At 61.9% G+C, this 17,303-nt stretch carries 17 protein-coding genes; 4 read left to right on the forward strand and 13 right to left on the reverse strand.

Going from position 1 to position 17,303, the window contains the following annotated elements:
- Window positions 1-24 precede the first annotated feature (24 nt).
- From ACIQTW_RS14260 to ACIQTW_RS14320, 13 genes are all read right to left on the reverse strand, one after another.
- The gene (locus ACIQTW_RS14260; protein ID WP_402938457.1) at window positions 25-717 is read right to left on the reverse strand and encodes a DedA family protein; all 693 of its coding nucleotides are present in this window, start codon (window positions 715-717) and stop codon (window positions 25-27) included.
- Between the two features lie 192 nt (window positions 718-909).
- Window positions 910-1,560 (reverse strand): DedA family protein, encoded by a 651-nt coding sequence (locus ACIQTW_RS14265; RefSeq protein ID WP_017198718.1) that lies wholly within the window; start codon window positions 1,558-1,560, stop codon window positions 910-912.
- A gap of 87 nt (window positions 1,561-1,647) precedes the next feature.
- Window positions 1,648-2,958 carry a thymidine phosphorylase gene (locus tag ACIQTW_RS14270; RefSeq protein ID WP_402937887.1) on the reverse strand — a complete coding sequence of 437 codons (1,311 nt, stop codon included), beginning with the start codon at window positions 2,956-2,958 and terminating at the stop codon, window positions 1,648-1,650.
- On the reverse strand, window positions 2,955-3,359 hold the full coding sequence (locus ACIQTW_RS14275) for a cytidine deaminase (RefSeq protein WP_402937889.1): 405 nt from the start codon (window positions 3,357-3,359) through the stop codon (window positions 2,955-2,957). Before ACIQTW_RS14275 ends, ACIQTW_RS14270 begins: the two co-directional genes overlap by 4 nt.
- Before the next feature lie 2 nt (window positions 3,360-3,361).
- Window positions 3,362-4,651: an ABC transporter permease gene (locus ACIQTW_RS14280; protein ID WP_091466067.1), complete on the reverse strand. Its 1,290-nt coding sequence runs from the start codon at window positions 4,649-4,651 to the stop codon at window positions 3,362-3,364.
- Complete coding sequence (locus ACIQTW_RS14285; RefSeq protein WP_402937892.1) at window positions 4,648-5,994, reverse strand: ABC transporter permease; 1,347 nt, start codon at window positions 5,992-5,994, stop codon at window positions 4,648-4,650. Before ACIQTW_RS14285 ends, ACIQTW_RS14280 begins: the two co-directional genes overlap by 4 nt.
- Complete coding sequence (locus ACIQTW_RS14290) at window positions 5,984-7,504, reverse strand: ABC transporter ATP-binding protein (protein ID WP_402937895.1); 1,521 nt, start codon at window positions 7,502-7,504, stop codon at window positions 5,984-5,986. Before ACIQTW_RS14290 ends, ACIQTW_RS14285 begins: the two co-directional genes overlap by 11 nt.
- 135 nt (window positions 7,505-7,639) lie before the next feature.
- Window positions 7,640-8,878 carry a BMP family protein gene (locus ACIQTW_RS14295; protein WP_402937898.1) on the reverse strand — a complete coding sequence of 413 codons (1,239 nt, stop codon included), beginning with the start codon at window positions 8,876-8,878 and terminating at the stop codon, window positions 7,640-7,642.
- A gap of 113 nt (window positions 8,879-8,991) precedes the next feature.
- Window positions 8,992-10,005: an NADP-dependent oxidoreductase gene (locus tag ACIQTW_RS14300; protein ID WP_402937899.1), complete on the reverse strand. Its 1,014-nt coding sequence runs from the start codon at window positions 10,003-10,005 to the stop codon at window positions 8,992-8,994.
- Window positions 10,002-10,433, reverse strand: coding sequence for an organic hydroperoxide resistance protein (locus tag ACIQTW_RS14305; protein WP_402937902.1), 432 nt, complete (start codon window positions 10,431-10,433; stop codon window positions 10,002-10,004). Before ACIQTW_RS14305 ends, ACIQTW_RS14300 begins: the two co-directional genes overlap by 4 nt.
- A gap of 52 nt (window positions 10,434-10,485) precedes the next feature.
- Window positions 10,486-10,920 carry a MarR family winged helix-turn-helix transcriptional regulator gene (locus tag ACIQTW_RS14310; RefSeq protein WP_402937905.1) on the reverse strand — a complete coding sequence of 145 codons (435 nt, stop codon included), beginning with the start codon at window positions 10,918-10,920 and terminating at the stop codon, window positions 10,486-10,488.
- Between the two features lie 122 nt (window positions 10,921-11,042).
- Window positions 11,043-12,248 (reverse strand): amidohydrolase, encoded by a 1,206-nt coding sequence (locus ACIQTW_RS14315; RefSeq protein WP_017197837.1) that lies wholly within the window; start codon window positions 12,246-12,248, stop codon window positions 11,043-11,045.
- Window positions 12,249-12,358: 110 nt separating this feature from the next.
- Window positions 12,359-13,492 carry a mannose-1-phosphate guanylyltransferase gene (locus ACIQTW_RS14320; protein ID WP_017197836.1) on the reverse strand — a complete coding sequence of 378 codons (1,134 nt, stop codon included), beginning with the start codon at window positions 13,490-13,492 and terminating at the stop codon, window positions 12,359-12,361.
- A 255-nt stretch (window positions 13,493-13,747) separates the two neighbouring features.
- Here ACIQTW_RS14320 and sdhC point away from each other — a divergent pair, with 255 nt between their 5' ends.
- The 4 genes from sdhC (at window position 13,748) to ACIQTW_RS14340 (ending at window position 17,289) form a co-directional block, all read left to right on the forward strand.
- A complete protein-coding gene (gene sdhC / locus ACIQTW_RS14325; protein ID WP_011773978.1) occupies window positions 13,748-14,128 on the forward strand; it encodes a succinate dehydrogenase, cytochrome b556 subunit in 381 nt (126 codons plus the stop codon).
- A 3-nt stretch (window positions 14,129-14,131) separates the two neighbouring features.
- Window positions 14,132-14,608, forward strand: coding sequence for a succinate dehydrogenase hydrophobic membrane anchor subunit (locus tag ACIQTW_RS14330; protein ID WP_026542860.1), 477 nt, complete (start codon window positions 14,132-14,134; stop codon window positions 14,606-14,608).
- A 99-nt stretch (window positions 14,609-14,707) separates the two neighbouring features.
- Entirely contained in the window at window positions 14,708-16,507 is a 1,800-nt protein-coding gene (sdhA, locus tag ACIQTW_RS14335; RefSeq protein ID WP_017197834.1) for a succinate dehydrogenase flavoprotein subunit, read from the forward strand.
- Window positions 16,507-17,289 (forward strand): succinate dehydrogenase iron-sulfur subunit, encoded by a 783-nt coding sequence (locus ACIQTW_RS14340; protein WP_011773975.1) that lies wholly within the window; start codon window positions 16,507-16,509, stop codon window positions 17,287-17,289. The genes sdhA and ACIQTW_RS14340 overlap by 1 nt, the downstream gene beginning before the upstream one ends.
- Window positions 17,290-17,303: the final 14 nt, after the last annotated feature.

Genomic DNA, 17,303 nt, shown 5'->3' on the forward strand with positions numbered 1-17,303 from the left:
CCCACCGCAGCCCTCGGCAGGTCCTTAGCCGGCAGGATTGGAGAGGTCGGCCCCGGCAACTGCTTTTTGCGACAGATTCGGCGACTCCGCTGCGGGTGCAGTATTGCTTGCGGCCGCTTCACGGGCCAGGTCCTTCTTCTCAAGGTACTTATGCCACCAGCGCAAGGCGTGGTCCACCACGATGCCGAGGACCACAGCGAAGGCCACAGCAATTCCGACGCCGAGGAGCGGGTTGTGGTGCACCCACTGACCTGCAAGCAAGCCAATGCCGATTGAGTAGCCCACCCACGTAATGCAGGCAAAGGCATCCAGCCAGAAGAAAGTGCGGTGACGGAATCCGGTCTGCCCGGCTACGTAGTTCACCGCTACCCGACCCCACGGAATGTAGCGGGCCGTGAAGATCAATACCGCACCACGCTTGTCCAGCTCGTACTGCGCCCACGCAAACATTTTCTGCACCTTGGGACGCCGCATCCATTTCCAACGGGTAAGGCCGATTTTGCGGCCCAACATGTAAGCCATGTTGTCGCCTGCCATGGCACCTACCAAGGCAGTTGCACCCAGAATCCAAAGGTTGGGTTCTCCGCTGTGAAGGGACAGCGCCGAGAGACCCACGATGGCTGTTTCGCTGGGGAGAATGGTGGCGAATCCGTCAATGAAGAAGAAGACGAGAAGTACCGGGTATATCCAGGGCTGCCCGGCTGCATGCTCGAGCATTTGATTCAAAAACTCCACGCGGGGGTAGCTCCTAGACGAATGTGACTTGACGATGTGACGGAAGTCGCTCTAGTGTCCCACGGCCGGGACGTCGTTCGCTACGTCCCAGCCTTGGGATCACGCGTTTAACGCTATCGGTTTGAAGATGCCGGAGTCGTCAACCGCGGGGCTGATCTTCCGGGGCACAAATCGTCATACCGTGGGTGGAGCCGGGGCGTCTTCCTCGGGAATGTTCTTGCCGTCCAAAGGCACTGATCCCCGGACTTTGCTGATGATGCGATCGATGATGATTCCAAGGATTACGGCCACCACGATCGCTATGACGGCGCCCAGCAGGTGGTTGTCCTCGAACCAGACACCGAAGAAGTACCCGAGGATCACCGAATACGTTGCCCACAAGACGGCGGACATCGCGGTAAGGGCGACGAATTTGCGGTGGTGGAAGTGCGTAGCACCGGCCGTCAGGTTGACGGCCACCCTGCCAATGGGGATGAAGCGGGCCACCATGATGAGCGAGGCTGACCGGCGTCGAAGTTCCTTGCCGGCCCAACGAAAGGCGCCCTGCATCCGCTGGGTGCGCATCCACCGCCACCGTTGGATACCGATGCGGTGCCCGATGATGTAGGCGATGTTATCCCCGGAGAACGCGCCGATGGCTGCCATCAAGCCCAGCAACCACACGTTGGGTGAGCCGCTGCTACCGGAAACGGCACTCAGCCCCACCACCACGGATTCGCTGGGAATGGGCGGGAAGAAACCGTCAATCACGCAGCAGGCGAGCACCAGGACCAACACCCACGGCTGTTCCGCCGCGGCGAGGATGAAATCGTTGATGCCCTGCACGGTTTCCTTACGATAGCCGGCTCCCCCACGGGCGCCGGACGGCTAGTGTCCCGGGCTGTTCCTGGAAACCGCCCGGGACACTTAAGCCTAGGCGATGCGGTCGATGATGAGCTGATGTGCCGGGCGTGACCCTTCAGGGGCGATCACGACGGCATCTTGGAGCGCTTCCTTGGCCCGGTCGAACTTCTCCGGGGTATCCGTCAGGAGTGTCATCAGGGGCTCTCCCGCACGGACCAGGGCGCCGGGCTTGGCGTGCAGGCGGACACCGGCCCCGGATTGAACCTGGTCTTCCTTGCGGGCGCGGCCAGCACCCAGGCGCCAGGCGGCAATACCCACGGAAAGCGCGTCCAGTTCCACCAGGACGCCGTCCGCCGGAGCGTAAACAACCTCGGATTCCCTGGCTTCGGGCAGCGCTGCCCTGGGATCTCCACCCTGGGCTTCGATCATCCGGTTCCAGACGTCCATGGCGCGTCCGTCCTTCAGCGCGGCAGCGGGATCGGCGTCGTGGATGCCGGCACCGGCCAGCATCTCCTCCGCCAGGCGGACGGTCAGTTCCACAACGTCTTCCGGACCGCCGCCGGCAAGGACCTCCACTGACTCCTCCACCTCGATGGCGTTACCGGCGGTCAATCCAAGCGGCGTGGACATGTCCGTGATCAGCGCGACGGTGTGTACGCCTGCATCTTTGCCCAAAGCCACCATGGTCTCTGCAAGCTCCCGGGCCCGGGCTTCGTCCTTCATGAAGGCACCCGAACCCACTTTGACGTCCAGCACCAACGAGCCGGTGCCTTCGGCGATCTTCTTGCTCATGATCGAGGAGGCAATCAGCGGGATGGCTTCCACCGTTCCAGTAACGTCACGCAGTGCGTACAGCTTCTTGTCCGCTGGAGCGAGCCCTGAACCTGCAGCACAGATGACTGCGCCAACGTCCTGGAGCTGGGCCATGATTTCGTCGTTACTCAGGTTGGCCCGCCACCCGGGAATGGCCTCCAGCTTGTCCAGCGTTCCGCCGGTGTGGCCGAGTCCGCGGCCCGAAAGCTGCGGAACCGCGATTCCGAACACGGCCACCAGCGGCGCCAGCGGCAGCGTGATCTTATCCCCCACCCCACCGGTGGAGTGCTTGTCGCTGGTAGGCTTCCGGCCGCCGTCGGGCCTTGTCAGGGACGAAAAGTCCATCCGCTCGCCCGAGGCAATCATGGCCGAAGTCCAGCGCGAAATCTCGGCGCGATCCATGCCGTTCAGCAGGATGGCCATGTTCAGTGCCGCCATCTGTTCCTCTGCGATCACGCCGCGGGTGTAGGCATCAATGGTCCAGTCGATCTGCTCGGGAGTGAGCGTGCCCTTGTCCCGCTTGATGGAAATGATCTGGACGGCGTCGAACGCTTCAGTGGTGGTCACGTGGTTTCCTCCAGATGTTCGGGACCAAAGGCATCAGGAAGTACCTGGTCCATGGATTTAATTCCCTGCGTTGTCATGAGCTGCATTCCGGGCGCCCTGAACTCATAGAGCAGCTGGCGGCAACGCCCGCACGGCATGAGGATGTTGCCTTGCCCGTCCACGCAGTAGAAAGCGGCGATTTTGCCGCCGCCTGTCATATGGAGCTGGCCTACAAGGGCACATTCGGCGCAGAGGGTCAGCCCGTAACTGGCGTTCTCCACGTTGCATCCGCTGACGATCCGGCCGTCCTCGGTGAGGGCCGCAGCCCCCACCGGGAACTTGGAATAAGGCGCGTAGGCCCGTTGCATTGCCTGCTTTGCTGCATCTTCCAAGGCCTGCCAGTCGATATCTTCCGCTGGCATCGTCAACCCTTCACGTACGGTATGCCGCTTGCGGCCGGTGGCCGCGACTTACCCACCAGACCGGCGACGGCGAAAATGGTCACCAGGTACGGCAGCATGGCCATGAACTGGCTCGGTACCGGGGTACCGATGATGCCCAAGATGGACTGCAGGTTGTAGGCGAAGCCGAACAGCAGCGAGGCCAGGAAGGCGCCGATCGGGTTCCAGCGCCCAAAGATCAGCGCAGCCAAGGCAATAAAACCACGGCCGCCGGAGATGTCCTTGGTGAAGGAGTCAATGGTCACCAGTGTGAAGACGGCGCCACCAATACCCGCGATGGCACCACCCAACGTGACGTTCCAGAAACGGGTCGCGTTGACGTTGATACCCAACGTGTCAGCAGCCTGCGGGTGTTCACCGACGGCGCGGACCCGCAAACCCCAGCGGGTCTTGAACAAACCGAACCACACCACGGCCACCGCAATATACATGAGGTAGCCCGCGATGGACTGTTCGAACAGGATGGGCCCGATGATGGGGATGTCCGAAAGGAGCGGGATCGGCAGGATGTCCAACCGGCCCGGGGTGTTGAACTGCTCCTTGTTGGGCACCATCAAGGTGCCGTACAGGAAGCCTGTGAGGCCGGAGACCAACACGTTCAAAACCACACCGACGATGAGCTGGTTGACCAGGAATTTGATGCTGAACACGGCCAGGACCATGGACACGGCAGCACCTGCCGCAGCGGCTGCAATCAGGCCGATGTACGGGCTCCCCGTCATGGTGGCCACCAGGGCGGCAGTGAATGCTCCGCCCAGGAGTTGTCCCTCGATGGCAATGTTCACAACGCCCACACGCTCACAGAGCACGCCGGAGAGCGAGCCGAAGACCAGTGGCACTGCCAGTGTTACCGAGCCGGCAACGAGGCCGGCCAGCGAGATGGAGGGCTGGCGGGCGCCTGCCACGATCCAAACAAGCAAGGCGAACACGAACACCACTGCAAACGCGATGGGCAGCCACTTGGGCGACCGCTCTCCTTGGGTCCAGAGGTAGATCGAGTAGGCAGCCATGGCCAGCAGCAGGATGCCGAGGACAATTCCGCCCACCTGCCCTGGAATCATCAGGGCAGGGACCGCAACGGCGTCGCCGGCGTCGCTGATCTTCATCTCGGCTGTCTGGTCCGGGCCAAGGAAGCCGAAGAAGACCAAGGCTATGAGCGCCAGGATGCCGAGCGAAAGCGGAACCTTCATGGAAGGCCGGAACGCTGGCAGGGCCGTTGATCCCGACTTGGGAGCGGTGGTTGTCGCACTCACTTGGCACCTCCGGTGGCGTTGGCAAGGGCAGCTTTGGGGGCCGCCTTCGGTGTCTTGTTCTTGTTCTTCTTCTTGGGCTCAAGCCGGAAGATCGAACGGATGAGGGGCGGCGCGGCGATGAAGAGCACAATCAGCGATTGCACCACCAGCACGATGTCAATGGGCGTCCCGGTCTGGATCTGCATCTGCACTGCGCCTGCCCGGAAAGCTCCGAACAGCAGTCCGGCAAAGAACGTTCCCCACGGTGTACTGCGTCCCAACAGGGCAACAGTCATCGCGTCGAAGCCGATCTGGGCAGCAACGCCGCCTGTCAGCACCTTTTCGGTACCGGCCACTTGGGCAATACCACCGAACGCGGCGAGGGCGCCGGCCATGGCCATCACCAGGATGGTGGCGCGGGAGACTTTGACGCCGGCGGTCCGCGCTGCGACGGGGTTGGCACCGACGGCACGGAACTCGAAGCCGATGGTTGATCGGTTCAGCAGCCACCACACACCGTAGGTCAGCGCGATTGCCACCAGGAAGCCCACATGGAGTCGGGATCCCGGGATCAGGACGGGATACGTTGCCGATTCATCGAGGCGCGGCGAAATGGGGCTGTTGTCCCCCGGACGCCGGAAAGCAGCAGTGTTCAGCAGGAAGTCGAGCAAGAACAAGGCCACATAGTTCAGCATGATGGTAACGATGACCTCATGCGCGCCGGTCCGGGCTTTGAGAATGCCCACAATGGCGCCCCACAGAGCACCGCCCAAGACGCCCATGATGATGACCACCAGCAGGTGCAGTCCGAACGGCAGGTGCCAGGCGAACCCTACGTAGGCAGCGAGAGTGGCGCTGATGATGATCTGCCCCTGGGCGCCGATGTTGAACAAGCCGGCGCGGAATGCCAGTGCGACACCAAGGCCGGCACAGATCAGCGGGGTTGCCACGGTCATTGTTTCGAGTAAGGGCTTGAAGCCTTCACGTGGATTGAACACAGCGCCCTGGAAGAGTGCAACGTAGCTCTCGGTCATGGCTGTCCACAAGGCACTCAGGAAGTCCGTGGGGCGTGCGAACAAGTAACCTGCGGTTTTGACCACCTGGGCGTCCGTACTGGCAATCAGCAAGCCGCCGAGGAACAGCGCCACAATGACCGCCAGGACGGAGACAAAGCCGCTGCCCATCACGATCCGGCGCATGAGGCTGCCTTGCTGGTGTCCCGGGTCCCCGCTTTGGGAGGAAACAGGCACTATGGAGGGTTCAAGCGTCCCTCCGGCGGTGTCCAGCGCGACGTCTGCCGCCCGCACTTCGGAGGTGGATTCCTCGGGTGTTTGGTCTTTGCCTGACTCGTCTTTAGTTGTCATCGGGGCCTCCTTCAGGGCCGACGCCGGCCATCATCAAGCCAAGGGTGTCGCGGGGTGTTCCAGCAGGGACAATGCCCACGAGCTTGCCTTTGTAAAGCACGGCAATCCGGTCGGCGAGCTCAACGACCTCATCAAGTTCAGTGGACACGATCATGACCGGCGTTCCGACGTCGCGCTCGGCAACGATGCGCTTGTGCAGGAACTCGATGGAACCGACATCCACGCCGCGTGTGGGCTGACTCGCGATAAACAGCCGCAAGGGCCGGGACAGTTCCCTGGCCATGACCACTTTCTGCTGGTTGCCGCCGGACAACGTTCCGGCAGCCGATGCCGCGGAAGGAGTCCGGATATCGAATTCCTCGATCTTGGCCTTCGCGTGCTCCACAACCTTGGCAGGTTTCATGCTGATGCCACTGGCAAAGGGTGCTTGGTCGTAAAGGTCCAGGACCAGGTTCTCTGCCACGGAGAACGGCCCAACCAACCCGTCTACCGTCCGGTCCTCCGGAACAAACCCGACGCCGGAGCGCAGGACGTCCTTGACCGGAAGGCCCAGCAGTTGCTTGCCATCAAGGGTCACGGAACCGGTTACATGCTCTTGGACACCGAGGATGGCTTCGGTCAGTTCCGTTTGGCCATTGCCTTGGACACCGGCGACGGCGAGGATCTCACCTTGGGCGATGTCGAAGCTGATTCCGTCCACCACATTGGTACCGTTGGCCGCACGGACCGTCAGGTTTTCCACCACAAACGTGGTTTCCTTGGGCTGCGCGGGAGCTTTGTTCAGGCTCAGGCTAACCGGGCGTCCCACCATCATGGAGGCCAGTTCTGTGGCTGAGGCCGTGGGAGGCGCATCTCCCACCACCTTGCCGCGGCGAATGACGGTAATGACGTCCGAAACGGCCTTCACTTCGCGCAGCTTGTGCGAGATGAAGACGATGGACGTGCCGCCGGCTCTGAGCTGCCTCATGATGTCCAGGAGCTCATCGGTTTCCTGCGGCGTCAGCACGGCCGTGGGCTCGTCCAAAATGAGGACTTTTGCCTCACGCACCAGCGCCTTGATGATCTCAACCCGCTGCTGGACGCCCACGGGGAGGTCCTCCACCAGTGCGTCAGGATCGACGTCGAAGCCGTATTGATCGGAAATCGCCCGGATTTTCTTCCGGGTTTCGTCGATGCTGAGCACACCGCCAAAAGTGGTCGGTTCAGCGCCGAGGGCAACGTTTTCCGCCACTGTAAAGACGGGGACCAGCATGAAGTGCTGGTGCACCATGCCGATGCCGGCCGCCATGGCGTCACCGGGTCCGCGGAAATTGACCGGTTGGTCATCCACCAGGATCTGCCCGGCTGTGGGCTCGTACAGCCCGTACAGCACGTTCATGAGGGTTGATTTGCCGGCACCATTTTCGCCGAGGAGGCAATGGATCTGGCCGGATTCGACCACGAGGTCGATGTCTTGGTTGGCGTAGAAGGTCCCGAAGGCTTTCGAGATCCCCTTCAATTCGAGTTTCACAACTCCCACCGTTCTGTGAGTCCGAGGGACGGCTGTACTGCTCCAAAGCCACTGGCTTTGAGGCCCAGCGTAGTCAGGGCAAAAACGCGCCGCCAGTACCGGTGCTCGGTACTGGCGGCGCGTCCAGGAATTGTTTTACTTCTTGGGGCTCGCTGCCGACTCGACAACCAGCTTGCCGGAGACGATGTCAGCCTTCAGGGCATCGAGCTCGGACTTGGTTTCAGCGGTGACAGCGGAGTCGAGATCGTGGAACGGAGCGATGGCAACACCATCGTTCTCCAACGTGCCGACGTAGGCTTCGTTGTTGAACTTGCCTTCCGTGTCGTCCTTCACCACGGCTTCAACGGCTTCGCCCATCTGCTTGACCACGGAGGTCAGCATCAGGTCCTTGTACTCGGGCGCGGTGAGGTAGCCATCAGAGTCAACCCAGATGAGCTTGACGTCCTTGCCGGCTGCCTTGGCTTCCTTCAGCGCAGCGCCGGCACCCTTACCAACCGGTCCGGCTACGGGCATGATGATGTCCGCGCCCTGGTCCAGCAGGTTGATGGTGACCTGCTTGCCCGTGTCCTGCTTCTCGAAGTCGCCCGTGAACGAACCGTCCTGGGTGTTCTTGTCCCAGCCAACAACCTGGACGGTTTTGCCCTTGGCCTTGTTGTAGGCCTGTACGCCATCGTAGAAGCCGTCCATGAAGATGGTGACCGTGGGGATCTTGATGCCGCCGAAGGTGCCCACCTTGCCGGTCTTGGATGTTGCGGCAGCTGCGTAGCCTGCGAGGTATGCCGCCTGTGCCGTGTCGTAGACAATCGGCTTGACGTTGGCGATCGGAGTCTCGTACGTGTAGTCGACGATCGCGAAGTGCCTGTCGGCGTTCTTTTCCGCGGCGGCCTTAGTGGCATCGCCCAAGAGGAAGCCAACGGTGACAGTGAGGTTACAGCCAGCGGAGATCATGCCGTTGAGGTTGGTTTCGAAGTCGCTGTTGGCCTTGGATTCGGCCGACTTTACCGTGATGCCCAAATCAGACTCCGCCTTCTTGAGGCCTTCGAACGAAGACTGGTTGAAGGACTGGTCATCGAATCCGCCGGAGTCCGACACGATGCAGCCAGTAAAGTCACTCTTGGTCGCCGCGCCGGATCCGGCGTCGGGAGCTTGGCCGCAGCTGGTCAGCAGGAGCGCTGCTGCACCGAGGGTGGCAACACCGGCCATTGAACCGCGCTTCAGGGTGGCACGCAGTGGTTTCTTCAATTTTCCTCCAGGAAGAAAGTGATTGGCGCTACGACGGATGGTCAATGAGTGTCCGTTTCCTATACCTGAGGCAGAAATTCTGTTTTCACTGATGCTCGCAGCTGCGCCGAAGCGCATTGATGAAACCAACACTAGTGGCCTGCAACACACCCAGCTACCACAAATGATCACTCCAGGTCAGATTGTTGACCTTTTGTTACCAAGCAGTAGCCGGGTGCGCAAGTCACACGCGTTTCACCTGTGGTTTAGAGGCGAACCAGCATCTTTCCAGTGTTCGCGCCGTCCAACAGGTCCATGAATGCCTGCGGCGCATTCTCCAGTCCGTCCACGATTGTTTCGTCGTAGCTGACGGACCCATCGGCCAGCCAGCCGGCCATCTTCTGCGCGAACTCGGGGGCGTGCTGTCGCTGCCCGCCCACCAGGAATCCGCGCAGGGTGAGCTGCTTGCCGATGGCAACCGCGAGGTTCCGCGGGGCAACCGGAGGCTCCGTGGAGTTGTACTGGGAAATCGCTCCGCACATTGCTACGCGCCCGCCAACCGTCAGCGTGGCCAGGGCGGCTTCGAGGTGCTCGCCGCCGACGTTATCGAAATAGACGTCAATGCCGCGCTCCCCCGCCGCTTCCTTCAGCTGTTCCAGCACGGGAGCATCGTTGTAGTTGAAAGCAGCATCGAAGCCGAGCTCCAACAGGCGGGCAACCTTGTCCGGCGATCCGGCGCTGCCGATGACCTTGGAAGCGCCCATGGCCTTGGCGATCTGGCCAACCATAGAGCCGACCGCACCTGCCGCTCCGGACACGAAGACCACGTCGCCCTCTTTGAACTCGGCAACTTTCAACAAACCGGCGTAGGCGGTCAGGCCGGTCATCCCCAACGCACCGAGGAACGCCGACGTTGGGGCAAGGCCGCTGGGCACGGGCGTAGTTGCGGCGGCGTCCACCACCGCATGCTCGCGCCAGCCAAGTTGATGCACGACGACGTCACCCACCTTGTGCGCGTCCGAACGGGACGCGATCACCTCACCTACCGCGCCGCCGTCGAGCGCTGCATCCAAGCGGAACGGCGCCGAGTACGACTTGACGTCATTCATGCGGCCGCGCATGTAGGGATCCACTGACATGAACTGGTTCTTCACCAGGAGCTGGCCGTCCGAGAGCTCAGGGAGCGGCGCTGTTGCCAGCCGGAAGTTCTCCGGAGCAGGGCGGCCAACCGGGCGGGAGGCAAGCTGGATTTCGCGGGTTTCGGTTGCCACGGCGCTCATGCTGCGAACTCCACGAGCTTGAGGTCTACGGCCATGTTGCCGCGCGTTGCATTGGAGCAGGGGCAGATCTTGTGCGCCTTGGCCATTAACTGCTCCGCAGTACCGCGGTCCAGGGCAGGCAGCGCGATTTCGAGTTCGGCCGCCAGTCCATATCCTTCGCTGTCCGTCAGCGCACCGAAGTGGATCTTGGCGGCAACGGCCGAATCGCTGAGGTCAACGCGTTCCTTGCGACCTACGAGCCGCAGAGCCGAGTGGAAGCACGCGGCGTAGCCGGCGGCGAACAGCTGCTCCGGGTTGGTTCCTTCGCCGTTGCCCCCGAGCTCCACGGGGCTGGCGAGGGCGACGTCCAGTTTGCCGTCGTTGGTGCGGGCGTTGCCGTCGCGGCCTTCACCGGATGCCAATGCCTCGGCAGTGTAAAGAGTCTTCATGGTGTTTCCGTTCTCTTTGGGAATGGATGTCCCGGGATTTTCCGGAGGTTTGTCAGAGTGAGCTGTTCAGCGCTGCCGTGAGTTTGCCGAGCGTTGCGTGTAGCTGCTCGATCTCATCGGGCGATAGGCCAGCGGCGTCGGCGAGACGCTTGGGCACAGCCTCGGACCGGGCACTCAAGGCGGTGCCGGCGTCGGTGAGGACCACGTCCACCCGACGCTCATCCTCGGCCGAGCGGTGGCGTTCCACCAGCCCCATGGCCTCCAGCCGCTTGAGCAGGGGCGATAAGGTGCCCGAGTCGAGGCCCAGTTCCGCACCTAGTTCGCGGACACTGCGCGGTTCCTGCTCCCAGAGGACCAGCATCACCAAGTACTGCGGGTACGTCAGGCCGAGGTCCTCCAGCACGGGGCGGTAGACCGCCGTCGCTGCCTTGGATGCCGAGTAGAGCGCAAAGCAGACCTGATGGCGGAGGCGGGGTGCATCACTCATACCTAAAACGATAGTGCACAATTCAATTGCGCACAACCTATCCCGGCAATGTGCACCCAACTGAGTCGCAGTTCACGCCGTTCTGAGAGCCCAGAACGACCTGAACTGCGACTCAGTCGGGTTTACGGTTCGAGGTCTCGGATCGTGCGGAGGGCGGCTGCGGTCAGGACGCGAATGGCGTAGCCGAGCGCGCGCTCGTCAACGATGAAGTCACCGCGGTGAAGATCATATTCTTCGCCGCCAGGGGTATGCGTGCCCAAGCGCATCATGGCCCCCGGAAGGTCCGCCAGGAACCAGGCAAAGTCTTCGCCACCCATGGACTGCGGAGTCAGGACCACCGCGTTCTCACCCAACTCAGCGCGGGCAGAAGCTTCGATGAGGGCCGTTTCATGCTCGGAGTTCACTACAGGCGGCACGCCACGGGTGTGTTCAAGATGGACGTCCACGCCGTAGGGCGCGGCAACCTGCCTTACGACGTCGTCCAGCAACTCCCCCGCGCTATGCCAGGCATCGCGATCAAGGCAACGCATGGTTCCGGCCATGTAACCGGAGCCCGGGATGGCATTCGGTGCGGAGCCGGCCGAAATTTGCCCCCACACCACCGACACACCGCTGCGGACATCCACCCGGCGGGAAAGGACAGCCGGGACGTTCACCGCGATTTGCGCCAGCGCGAAGACGAGGTCCTCGGTCAAGTGTGGGCGCGACGTGTGTCCACCACGGCCGGAGAGCTCAATTTTAATGGTGTCCGAGGCGGAGGTGATGGCACCGATGCGGGTGCCGATCTGGCCCACGTTGATCCGGGGATCGCAGTGCAGCGCCAGGATACGCGGTACGCCTTCCAGCACTCCCTGCTCAATGCAGGACAGCGCGCCACCCGGCATGGTTTCCTCGGCAGGCTGGAAGATGATCCGGACCGTGCCGCCCAGCGGATTGTTCTTGTGCATCCGCTGCAGCGTCAAGGCAATGCCGAGCATTGCAGTGGTGTGAACGTCGTGGCCGCAAGCGTGGGTAACGCCATGGTTCTTGGACGCGAACGGCAGGCCGGTTTCCTCAATGATCGGCAACGCGTCGATGTCCCCGCGAAGGGCTGTGGCAATGGGGCCCTCGCCCACGTCCACCGTCAGCCCGGTCTCCTCCAGGCGCCGCGGCTTCAGTCCGGCTGCCTCAAGCCGCTCCACCAGCTTGTCCGTAGTGCGGAATTCCTTGAAGGACAGCTCAGGGTGCGCATGGAGGTCACGCCGGAAGTCGATGAGTCCGGGAAGCAGCTCATCAACCCAAGGACTCACAACGGGAGCGGGCTCGGTTTCAGTCGTGTAATTGCGCACGTCACAACTCTAGCCATGCGCGGCACCCGAAGAACGAAAGCCACCTCTTGGTTACGCTGCGTTCAGACGCAGGACAACCAAAGAGGTGGCTCACGGTATAAGCAGTTGCCCTAGAGCACGTCCGTGTCTCCGCTGGCCTTCAGGGCATCAACAGTGCCCTTGACCAGTTGCGCATGCTCCTTGGTCGTAACAAGGAGCGCGTCCGGCGTGTCCACAATGACCACGTCCTTGATGCCGATCAACGCAATGACGCGCTTAGTATCGGAAACCACCACGCCGCTGGCATTTTCCGCGAACACGCGCGCGCCTTCACCAAGCACCGTCACTTCATCAACATCGCCGGCGTTGTTGAGGCGGCCGATCGCGGCGAAGTCGCCAACATCGTCCCAACGGAAAGTACCAGGCACGACGGCGACGTCCCCGGCTTCCGCTGCGGGCTCCGCCACGGCGTAATCGATGGCAATTTTCGGCAGCGTGGGCCACACACGCGACGTCACTTCCGAGCGCTCAGGCGTGTCCCACGCCTCGGCGATTTCCTGGAGGCCCTTGAACAACTCCGGCTGGTTGGCCTCGAGGTGCTTCAGCATGAGAGCCACCGGAGCGACGAACATGCCCGCATTCCAGACGTAGTCCCCCGCTTCGACGTACTTGTTGGCCACTTCCTGGCTGGGCTTCTCAACGAACTCAGCAACAGCAAGTGCGTTCGGGGCACCCTCAACATTCAGCGCCGCACCGGAGCGGATGTATCCGAAGCCGACAGATGGATGAGTGGGCTTGATGCCGATGGTGACGATCTTCCCTGTGGCGGCGGTGTAGATGGCCTCGCGCACAGTCTCTTGGAACAGGTTGTCCGGGCTGATGACATGGTCCGCCGCAAACGAACCCATGATGGTGTCCGGATCGCGGCGGTAAAGGATGGCTGCTGCGAGCCCGATGGCGGCACCGGAGTCCTTGGGCTCACTTTCCAGCACCAATTCGTCGTCCCCCACTTCGGGGAGTTGGCGGCATACGGCGGCGCGGTGCGCTTCGCCGGTAACAACAAGGACCCGTTCACCGGCCAGTGGTTCCAGGCGGTCATAGGTAGCCCTCAACAACGTGCTGCCGGAACCGGTCAGATCGTGGAGGAACTTGGGCGCAGCGGCACGCGAGAGTGGCCATAGCCGGGTCCCCACACCGCCCGCCGGAATAACCGCATGGAAGCGGTTCAATGGCGATTCCGGGTATTTCGCGTCTTCTGTACTCACCGCAACACTTTATCCTGTGCCGGGCGGCAAGCCCCCGCAACAGGACACACGTGTGGCGTTCGTCTCAGGTACTGCCGAAAATCGCCTGAATATCGGCAGGAAACATGGAATTAACAAGCAGAGAAGCCCGTCCTAAATTGAATATGCTGTTAGCGAAGCCTAGATTTAGGCGTGAGCTACGAGTGCTCTCGCAGCAGGCGTTCCCCCCGCGTGGATCCCATGCCAGCGCCGCTGTGTTGCAGGAAGGTTTAATCAGTGCCGACAAAACCAGCTGGCACCTTGTATCGCGGCCGTGAAGGCATGTGGTCCTGGGTTGGACACCGCATTACAGGTGTAGTGATCTTTTTCTTCTTGTTGGTCCATGTGCTGGACACCTCATTGGTGCGCGTGTCCCCTGAGGCCTACACCGCCGTCATTGGCGCCTACAAGAACCCCCTCATGGCCCTGGGTGAAACGGGCCTGGTCGCCGCGATCATTTTCCACGCCTTCAACGGCCTGCGTGTGATCGCCATCGACTTCTGGAAGAAGGGCGCGAAGTACCAGCGCCAGTTGCTGTGGGTCGTGCTTGCGCTGTGGCTTGTCACGTTCGCCGGCTTCGCCATCCGCCACCTTTCCCTCGCGCTGGGAGGCCACTAAGCCATGACAACCATCGAATCCCCACGCAGCGGAAAAATCGGCTCCGGCAAGATCGCTCCGAAGTACAACCGCACCGGCTCCAGCCGTGGCAACTTTGAGATGATTGCCTGGCTCTTCATGCGTCTCTCCGGCATCGTCCTGGTGGTGCTGATCTTCGGCCACCTGTTCGTGAACCTGCTGGTGGGCGAGGGCATCCACGCAATCGACTTCGGCTTCGTTGCCGGTAAGTGGGCCGATCCGTTCTGGCAGTTCTGGGACCTCGCCATGCTGTGGCTTGCCATGCTGCACGGCACCAACGGCGTCCGCACCATCATCAACGACTACGCCGAGAAGGATTCCACGCGCTTCTGGCTCAAGATGGTCCTCTACGCGGCCACCCTGGTCATCATCATCCTTGGCACGCTGGTGATCTTCACCTTCAACCCGTGCCCCGTCGTCGACGGCGTTCAGTTGCCTGGCGGTTTCTGCCCGGCCCCGTAGCGGCGCCTTCCGGTCACTCCCTGGAGTGCACCGGTTCGCCTGACGTAGCGGAGCAGCCTCCGCCGACCATCTGAATTTTTGAAAGAGAGAGCATCTGGTATGCAGGTCCATAAGTACGACGTCGTCATTGTCGGTGCAGGTGGCGCCGGCATGCGCGCCGCGATCGAATCCGGTCAGCGAGCACGCACCGCGGTACTGACCAAGCTCTACCCCACCCGCTCGCACACCGGTGCAGCCCAGGGTGGAATGTGCGCAGCACTGGCCAACGTCGAAGAAGACAACTGGGAATGGCACACCTTTGACACCATCAAGGGTGGCGATTACCTGGTTGACCAGGACGCAGCCGAGGTCATGGCGAAGGAAGCCATCGACGCCGTGCTGGACCTGGAAAAGATGGGTCTGCCGTTCAACCGCACGCCCGAGGGCCGGATTGACCAGCGCCGCTTCGGTGGTCACACCCGTGACCACGGCAAGGCCCCCGTCCGCCGTGCTTGTTATGCAGCCGACCGTACGGGTCACATGATCCTGCAGACGCTTTACCAAAACTGCGTCAAGCACAACGTTGAGTTCTACAACGAGTACTACGTCCTTGACCTGCTGATCGTCGAAGAAGACGCAGTACGCGAAGACGGAACCCCGTACAAGCAGAAGCGCGTTGCCGGCGTGGTCTCCTACGACCTCGCTTCCGGTGAACTGCACGTCTTTCAAGCCAAGTCCGTGGTGTTCGCTTCCGGCGGCGCCGGCAAGGTCTTCAAGACCACTTCCAATGCACACACCCTCACCGGTGATGGCATGGGCATCGCGTTCCGTCGCGGCATCCCCCTGGAAGACATGGAGTTCTTCCAGTTCCACCCGACCGGCCTGGCAGGCCTGGGAATCCTCCTTACCGAGGGTGCACGTGGTGAAGGTGCCATCCTGCGTAACTCGGAGGGTGAGCGCTTCATGGAGCGTTACGCCCCCACCATCAAGGACCTCGCACCCCGTGACATCGTGGCCCGCGCCATGGCGAACGAAGTGCGCGAAGGCCGCGGCTGTGGTCCGAACAAGGATTACGTCCTCCTGGACCTGACCCACCTTGAGCCCGCACACATCGAGGCCAAGCTCCCGGACATCACGGAGTTCGCCCGCACCTACCTGGGTGTGGAACCGTTCACCGACCCCGTCCCCGTGTTCCCCACGGCGCACTACGCCATGGGCGGCATCCCCACCAACATCACCACCGAAGTGCTGCAGGACAACGACACAATTGTGCCGGGCCTCTACGCAGCCGGTGAAGTTGCCTGCGTTTCCGTGCACGGCTCAAACCGTCTTGGCACCAACTCGCTGCTGGACATCAACGTGTTCGGTAAGCGCGCTGGTATCGCCGCTGCGGAGTACTCAAAGACCGCCGACTTCGTCGAGCTTCCCGAGGACCCCGAGGCAATGACCCGCGGCATCCTGGACGGATTGCTCAGCGGCAACGGCACCGAGCGTGTTGCGCAGATCCGCAAGGAACTGCAGGACACCATGGATGCCAACATGCAGGTTTTCCGTACCAAGGAATCCCTGGAACAGGTCCTCCGCGATATCGCTTCCTTCGAAGAGCGGTACAAGCACGTCACCGTTCAGGACAAGGGCAAGCGCTTCAACCTGGATCTCCTGGAGGCCGTGGAACTTGGCTTCCTGCTGGACATGGCCAAGGTCATGACCGTAGGTGCGCTGCATCGTGAAGAGTCGCGCGGTGGCCACTACCGCGAGGACTTCCCGGACCGCAATGACGAAAAGTTCATGAAGCACTCCATGGCTTACCTGGACACTTCCGTCACCGTCGACTCCTCGGCGGAATCTGTTGCGGGCATCCGTCTTGAGACGAAGCCCGTCATCTTCACCCGTTACGAGCCGATGGAGCGTAAGTACTAATGACGACCGAAATGGCAGAGCCCGCTTCCAAGATCGAGCTCCCGGCAAGCGTTGCAGGCGACGGTGAAATCCCCACCTTCCACATCACGCTGCGTGTGCGCCGCTACGATCCCGAAATCTCGGACGAAGCACGCTGGGATGACTACAAGCTGACCATGTACGGCACGGACCGCGTGTTGGATGCCCTTCACAAGGTCAAGTGGGAGATTGACGGCAGTGTTTCCTTCCGCCGCTCCTGCGCCCACGGTGTATGCGGCTCCGACGCCATGCGCATCAACGGCCGCAACCGCCTCGCCTGCAAGACGCTGCTGAAGGACCTGGACACCACCAAGCCCATCACCGTCGAGCCGATCAAGGGCCTCCCCGTGGAGAAGGACCTGATCGTGGACATGGAACCCTTCTTCCAGTCCTTCCGCGAAGTCATGCCGTTCCTGATCAACAAGGGCCACGAGCCCACCAAGGAACGCCTGCAGTCCGTCGAGGACCGTGAGCGCTTTGACGACACCACCAAGTGCATCCTGTGCGCGGCCTGCACGTCGTCCTGCCCGGTCTTCTGGACTGATGGCCAGTACTTCGGTCCGGCTGCGATCGTCAACGCCCACCGCTTCATCTTCGATTCCCGTGATGATGCCGGTGACATGCGCCTTGAGATCCTGAACGACAAAGAAGGCGTGTGGCGCTGCCGCACCACCTTCAACTGCTCGGAAGCATGCCCCCGTGGCATCCAGGTGACCCAGGCAATCGCCGAGGTCAAGCAAGCCATCCTGGCCCGCAAGATCTAGTTACGCCGGTCCCC

Origin of the sequence: Paenarthrobacter sp. NPDC090517, from assembly GCF_044769165.1 — a bacterium.
Classification (GTDB): Bacteria; Actinomycetota; Actinomycetes; order Actinomycetales; family Micrococcaceae; genus Arthrobacter.

Excerpts from the sequence above, each read along its gene's own strand:
- ACIQTW_RS14260 (WP_402938457.1), bottom strand. The coding sequence starts at position 717 with ATGCTCGAGCATGCAGCCGGGCAGCCCTGGATATACCCGGTACTTCTC.
- ACIQTW_RS14275 (WP_402937889.1), bottom strand. The coding sequence starts at position 3,359 with ATGCCAGCGGAAGATATCGACTGGCAGGCCTTGGAAGATGCAGCAAAG.
- ACIQTW_RS14285 (WP_402937892.1), bottom strand. The coding sequence starts at position 5,994 with ATGACAACTAAAGACGAGTCAGGCAAAGACCAAACACCCGAGGAATCC.
- ACIQTW_RS14300 (WP_402937899.1), bottom strand. The coding sequence starts at position 10,005 with ATGAGCGCCGTGGCAACCGAAACCCGCGAAATCCAGCTTGCCTCCCGC.
- ACIQTW_RS14305 (WP_402937902.1), bottom strand. The coding sequence starts at position 10,433 with ATGAAGACTCTTTACACTGCCGAGGCATTGGCATCCGGTGAAGGCCGC.
- ACIQTW_RS14310 (WP_402937905.1), bottom strand. The coding sequence starts at position 10,920 with ATGAGTGATGCACCCCGCCTCCGCCATCAGGTCTGCTTTGCGCTCTAC.
- ACIQTW_RS14330 (WP_026542860.1), top strand. The coding sequence starts at position 14,132 with ATGACAACCATCGAATCCCCACGCAGCGGAAAAATCGGCTCCGGCAAG.
- sdhA (WP_017197834.1), top strand. The coding sequence starts at position 14,708 with ATGCAGGTCCATAAGTACGACGTCGTCATTGTCGGTGCAGGTGGCGCC.
- ACIQTW_RS14340 (WP_011773975.1), top strand. The coding sequence starts at position 16,507 with ATGACGACCGAAATGGCAGAGCCCGCTTCCAAGATCGAGCTCCCGGCA.